Origin of the sequence: uncultured Flavobacterium sp. (assembly GCF_963925415.1) — a bacterium.
Classification (GTDB): Bacteria; Bacteroidota; Bacteroidia; order Flavobacteriales; family Flavobacteriaceae; genus Flavobacterium.
The window spans coordinates 1-7,153 of sequence record NZ_CAWUTS010000089.1; the positions used below are offsets into that span (position 1 = coordinate 1).

3 protein-coding genes are annotated in these 7,153 nt (G+C 32.3%); all 3 read left to right on the forward strand.

The features are described 5' to 3' along the window. A partial coding sequence (locus AABM47_RS07090; protein WP_338410230.1) for a VCBS repeat-containing protein occupies positions 1–3,356 on the forward strand: 3,356 nt, incomplete at its 5' end. A 77-nt stretch (positions 3,357–3,433) separates the two neighbouring features. Next, positions 3,434–6,745 carry an endo-alpha-N-acetylgalactosaminidase family protein gene (locus AABM47_RS07095; RefSeq protein ID WP_338410231.1) on the forward strand — a complete coding sequence of 1,104 codons (3,312 nt, stop codon included), beginning with the start codon at positions 3,434–3,436 and terminating at the stop codon, positions 6,743–6,745. A 214-nt stretch (positions 6,746–6,959) separates the two neighbouring features. After that, positions 6,960–7,153 (forward strand): hypothetical protein (locus AABM47_RS07100; protein WP_338410232.1); only part of this gene is annotated, 194 nt, incomplete at its 3' end.

Genomic DNA, 7,153 nt, shown 5'->3' on the forward strand with positions numbered 1-7,153 from the left:
TGAAAAATAGAATCCTAATTTTATTGATTTTTTTGATGGTTTTTTCTTGTAAAAAGAATTCAAAAGAATCAATTGAAGAAGTAAATGTTTCAACTATACCACAAGAGCTTTTTACGGTATTAGCACCTGAAAAAACGGGAATTTTATTTTTAAATGAGCTTAAAGAAAATTTAAATAATAATGGGCTTTATTACGAATATTATTACAATGGTGGTGGTGTAGCCGTTGCAGATTTTAATAATGATGAATTAATAGATATCTATTTTGTTCACAGTACAAAAACGAATGCCTTATACCTTAATACGGGTAACATGAAGTTTAAAAATGTTGCTAGAACTTCTAATGCTGGCGGTGGTTATGGCTTCGGTACAGGCGTTACGTTAGTTGATATTAATAATGATGGTTTGATGGATATTTATTATTCTAAATCGGGAAAGTTAAAAGATCCGAATAATAGAAGAAATGAATTATTAATAAATAAAGGGGCAAATGCCAGTGGCATTCCAATGTTTGAAAATCAAGCTCAAAAATATGGATTAGACATCCCAGATTTTACTACGCAAGCCACTTTTTTTGATTATGACAAAGATGGAGATTTAGATATGTTTTTATTGAATCATGGTATCGATACGTATGACGAAAACAATTTAAAAAATCTTATTAATCAAAAATCAGATCATAGAGGTAATCGACTCTATAAAAACAATAATGGAAAATTTGTAGATGTTACCGATCAAGCAAAAATTATTAATAATATGATTGGTTATGGTTTAGGTCTATCTGTATCTGATTTGAATAATGATAATTGGCCAGACATCTATGTAAGTAATGATTTTGCTGAAAAAGATTTTTTATACATCAATAATAAAAACGGAACTTTTAGAGAAACTTCTCTTGAAGCATTTAAGCATATGTCAAACTTTTCTATGGGTAATGATATTGCAGATATAAACAATGATGGTTTGCTAGATATTATGGCAGTTGATATGATGGCTGAAGATGATTTTTCACAAAAAACAAGTATGAGTGGAATGTCTACTGAAAAGTTTTATAATAACACAAAGTTAGGATTGCACCATCAATACATGTATAACACGCTACAATTAAATAATGGTATAAATAAAAAAACGAATACACCTATGTTCTCCGATATTGGGCAATTATCTGGAGTATCTAGTACAGATTGGAGTTGGGCCCCTCTCTTTTTTGATATGAATAATGACGGATATAAAGATTTATTTATCTCAAACGGAATTAAGGGAGATTTCAGAAACAACGATTTTGTCAACTATCATAAGGAAAAACAAGCCGAAGTTATAAAAAATAAAAAGGTAGATAGTAAAAGCTATATTAATGATCTACTTTCTAAAATGCCCTCAAGAAAAAAAGAAAATTATTTTTATCTAAACAATGGGGATTTAACCTTTAAAAAGGCAGTTATTAAACAAAACCCAACAAATTCGAATGGCGCAGCCTATGCTGATTTCGATAATGATGGGGCTTTAGATATCGTCGTAAATAATTCGGATGGAATCTCTTACATATATAAAAATAACTCTATTGGAAATAATTTTATAAAGTTAAAGCTAAAGGGAACGAAAAATAACCTGAATGCATTAGGTGCTCGTGTAGCGTTATATTCAAAATCTTCTACACAAACTATAGAAAATCATTTTACAAGAGGGTTTCAGTCAGCAATGGCTGATGCTATTCATTTTGGGATTAATCAAGACCAGGTTATAGATAGTATTAAGGTAGTTTGGAATGATACTACCAGCCACCTTCTTAAAGACATTAAACCAAACCAAACCATTACAATTTCTTATGAGGATAAAGGCTCTTTTCAAAAGGAAGTAGATAACACATTAAGCCCTTTGTTTACAGATATAACCAAGGAATCTGGCGTCAATTTTACCCATAAAGAGAATGATTTTAATGATTTTGAAAAAGAAACATTGTTACCTCATAGAATGTCTCAATTAGGGCCAGCTTTAGCTGTAGCTGATGTTAATAATGACGGGTTAGATGATTTTTTTATTGGAGGTGCTAAAGGATATACAAGTACTTTATACATCCAAAATACATCCGGTAGGTTTTTAAAAAACAATAAAGCTTTTACAGTAGATAGAAGGCATGAAGATGTTGGTGCAATTTTCTTTGATGCAGATAATGATGGTGACCAAGATTTATATGTAATAAGCGGAGGCACTGAAAGCAAACCAAAAGACACGTATTATACGGATAGGTTGTATGAAAATATAGGGAATGGAAATTTTATAAAAAATAGATTTGCAATACCAGATATAACATCAAGCGGCTTACGTGTTTCTTCTTCTGATTTTGATAAAGACGGAGATTTAGACCTCTTTATTGGTGGAAGAGTTAAACCAGGATTTTATGGACGGCCAACTAAAAGTTATCTTCTTGAAAATATTTCGATTCCTGGTAAAATAAGTTTTAAAGATGTTACGAAAGAACGTATTCCAGAACTCTTAAATCACACGATGATAACTGCTTCGACGTGGGCAGATATGGACAAAGATGGTGACAGCGATTTACTTATTGCAAACGAATGGGGACCATTAGAGTTATATATAAATGATTTGGGAACTTTTAAAAACAGGTCCAAAGACTTTGGTCTATCCCAACACGTGGGGTGGTGGAGTTCTTTAGAAGTAAATGATATAGATGCCGATGGAGATCTTGATATTATTGCTGGAAATCTCGGGTTGAATTATAAATATAAAGCAACTTTCGACACCCCTTTCTTTATGTATGTAAATGATTTTGATGGTAATAACTCTGATGACATTGTTTTGGGTTATAGTCAAGAGAATCAAATATATCCTGTTAGAGGCAGGGAATGTACCTCTAGTCAAATGCCATTTGTAAAAGATAAATTTAAAACATACAATGATTTTGGTTCAGCCAGTATAAAAGAAATATACGGAGAGAAACTTAATGAAGGTATTACCTATAAAGCCACGTATTTTGGTTCAGCAATTTTAAAGAATGAAAACAATACGTTTGCATTTACTTCTTTCGAAAATAGAGCTCAATTATCTTCTGTAAATAAAATTTTAGTTGACGATTTTAATAATGATCAAAAGAAGGATATTTTGTTAGTAGGTAACTTATATGGTTCTGAAGTAGAAACACCAAGAAACGATGCAAGCTATGGTTCCTTGCTGATAGGAAAGCAAAATAGTCAGTTTGAATTTGTCTCAAATGAAACATCAGGTTTGTGGGCAGGAGGGGACGTGAAAGACGCTGCTTTTATAAAAGTAGGAGCATCAAAAGCCATTTTGATAGCTAGAAATAATGGCAAACTGTCATTAATAAAACTGAATAAATAAAGTCAATGAAATTCTTATATACGTTAATTTTATGTTGTTGTATTTCCTTAAGTGGACAGGCGCAAAAAACAACTACATTGAATTCAAATCAGTTACGTGTAACTGTAGATGAAACATTTCCTAGAATTGTAAACTATCTATGGAAAACATCAGGTGCAATTATGTCTGCTAATGAAAATCAATTAAGCAACATGGGCATCAATGGTGAAAGTTATTCGCCAAAAGTTAGCTCTAACACAGAAAACAATAAAATACGTTATACGCTTACAATTACCGAATTAGATTTGGAATTAAAACTTCATATTTCGGTTCAGAAAAATATAGTTTCATTAAAATTTGATACAATAACTGAAAACGGTGTTTTTAAAGTTCATACTATTAAATTCCCTAATCATAGTCTGTTAAGCGTAAAAAGCACTGATGCAAATGGGCAGTTCTCGGGTTCAAAAATGTTTACTGCTATTACAGGAACTGGAGATATCTTTCAAAAAATAACTAAAAAAACACCACTAGATAGTGTTCCAAAAGGATATTTATATGCAATTGTAAATACAAAAAAATTAGCTGGGGCGCTTTGGTCTAATGCCGTTGAAGAGAAGAAAGATGCTAATCGTTTACAAAAGCAAACGACAAAACAAGGTAAAATTAAAACTACAAAAGTGTGGAGTGGTTCATGGATTTATAGAGCAAAAGGGATGACAAAACCTAGTCCTTTACCAGAACTAAAAATTGTGGTTACCGATGATGTAAATAACGACAATGTAGTCGATTGGCAAGATGGTGCAATCGTTTACAGAGATATTCTAAATACACCTGTTGGTTCCGATAAAATTCCAAACATGGTTGTGCAAAGAATTCCGATGAATTTTAGCAGTCAAGCGACCAATCCGTTTATAAAATCTTTGGAGGAAACCAAACGTATATTTCTAAATACAGATGGTCTTGGACAATATGTTATTTTGAAAGGATATGGTTCAGAAGGACATGATTCTAAACATCCAGATTATGGAGATATCGGGCATAGACAGGGAGGAGCAGAGGAGATGAATGTGTTAGCAAATGCAGCTAAAAAATACAATACATCAATTGGCGTGCATGTCAACGCAACAGAGTCGTATCCAGAAGCACAAGCTTTTAATGAAACGTTGATAGATAAAACAAAAAAAGGTTGGAACTGGTTAGATCAATCTTATTATATGGATAAAAGATATGATGGCATTTCTGGCAATAGACTTCGAAGATTAAAATCATTGAAAGATCAAGTACCAGCTTTAGACTTTCTGTATGTAGATGTCTGGTATGCAAAGGGTAGCTGGGATAGTAGACAATTAGGAAGAGAAATTCACTCTTTAGGATTATATTATACGACAGAGTTTCCGCAGGATCATGAATACGACGCTATCTGGAATCACTGGGCAGTAGATTATAAATACGGCGGAAAAATGATCAAAGGGTATAATAGTAAAATTGTGCGTTTTATCAGAAATCACCAAAAAGACACTTGGATTGCAAAACACCCGTTATTAGGCGGCACAGAAATAGTAGATTTTGAAGGTTGGCAAGGCAGAATTAATTATGATGATTGCCTAGAGGCCACATTTGACATTAACTTGCCTACTAAATATTTACAGCACTTTCCTATTAAAAAATGGGAAGAAAACAACATCACTTTTGCTGATGGTGTAAAAGTATCTACAAACTCCGGAAAAAGAATCATTACAAAGAATGGTAAAGTGTTGCTAAAAGAAAACACGTATTTGTTACCATGGAACCCTAAAATCGAAGAAAAGTTATATCATTGGAATCATAAAGGCGGAAAATCTTCTTGGGAAGTGCCTACTTCATGGAAAAATGTTTCTACGGTTTATGTATATCAATTAACAGATTTAGGAAAGGTAAGCGAAGAAAATATTTCTATAGTAAATAATCAAATTGAACTTTCAGCCAAAGCGAAGACACCTTATGTTATCTTTAAAAAGAAACAGCAAAAAGACACTATGGTTTGGGGCGAAGGCTCTTTGGTGAAAAACATGGGGTTTAATAGCGGAAATTTAAATAGTTGGAAGCTAAATGGAACACATACCGCAGTTAAAAGAAATGAAAATGGACAGTATGAGTTGTCAATAGATAAAGGAGAAAAGGTTCGTGTAAGTCAAACCATTAAAAGATTGCCTAAAGGACATTATTATGCTTCTGTTTATGTAAATACAGAAAATAGAAAAGCAACCTTAGCCGTCAAAACAAAAGATACTGTAACCTCAAAATATGCAATCAACTCGTTATGGGAAAACTATATCTCCGCAGATAGTAAACACGGTACAAACATGCAAAGAATGTATGTGCATTTTGATGTGCAAGAGCATCATGAAGATGTAGAATTATTTTTAAATGTAGATAAAGGGAGCGGTAAAGTGTGGTTTGATAATATTAGAGTAAAAGCTATTGGCCAAACAAAAAAAGCAGACAGCCTCTATTTTTCGGAAAACTTTGAATATGTACCCTCAGGAATTTTTCCATTTGTTAAAGGTTCTGCTGGAGGCTCCAACGACCCAAGAATTCATTTAGCTGAATTGCATTCTCCTTACACTCAAAAAGGTTGGAATAGAAAAAAGGTTGATGATGTGATTGAGGGAAAATGGTCTTTAAAATTACATGAAAATGTAAATGGCCTTGTGATGCAAACCATTCCTCAAAATGTACGCTTCAAAGCAGGAAAAAAATACACAGTTACATTTAAATATCAAACTGAATCAAATGATTATTCATTTGCCATAGGAGATGGTACTGAAATAGTATCAGAAAGTATTATTACGGCTCAGTTAGAAACGCAAACATACTCAGTAACTTTTACTGGATCTAAATCTGGTAATTCTTGGTTTGGTTTTGTAAAGAATAATAAAAATGAATCTGATTTTATCATTGATGAGATTGAAATAAAAGAATATAAAACCAACAACTGGAACATTACTAAATCTTCTTCTGAAGAAACTTCTGGACAAGGCCCGCTTAATGGCCATGCAAAAAATGCAATTGACATCGATAGTGAAACATATTGGCATTCAGCTTGGTCTGCTTCTCAACCAAGCTATCCTCATTCTATTACTATTAACTTACATTCAGATGAAATAATTAAGGGGTTTACCTTTTTGAGCAGAACAGATAAATACAACGGCAGACCAAAAGACATTACAATTGAAACATCTGCAGACGGTGTGAATTTTGAAAGTCTTGGTGATTTTACATTGGGAGATAACACTGCAAAGCAATTTATAGAATTGACTACTCCAATAACCATTCAATATTTTAAAGTTACCATTACAAGTGGTTATGATGATAATTCGGGAGAAGATGTGTTTTTTACACATTTAGCAGAAATAGGTATATATTAGATGAGAACAAAGTAGGATTTGTAATGCAAAAGACCAAAATAACACCCAATACAAAAAGTGAAAATCATTAAAAATGAAGAATCGGAAAAGGTTCTTATTGCTTGGGAAGTATTTGTTTATCTTTTGTTATTCGCTTCCCAAATAAAATTAAAAACCTAGAAAAAATAGATAGAATTTTAACTTAAATATTTTAAGAATGAAGTTTAAATATAAAATGAGAAGTAAATTATTAATGGTTTGCTTATCTATATCTTTAACTGGTTTGATAAATGGTCAAGAAAAGAATATCTCGCATTATATTGAAAACGAAGCGGTAATTAGTGAGAATAAATTAGAAACCCATGCGTCATTTTCTTCTTATGCTACTAATGAAGATGCTTTGAGTTTTAACCCTACTAATGCTAACTT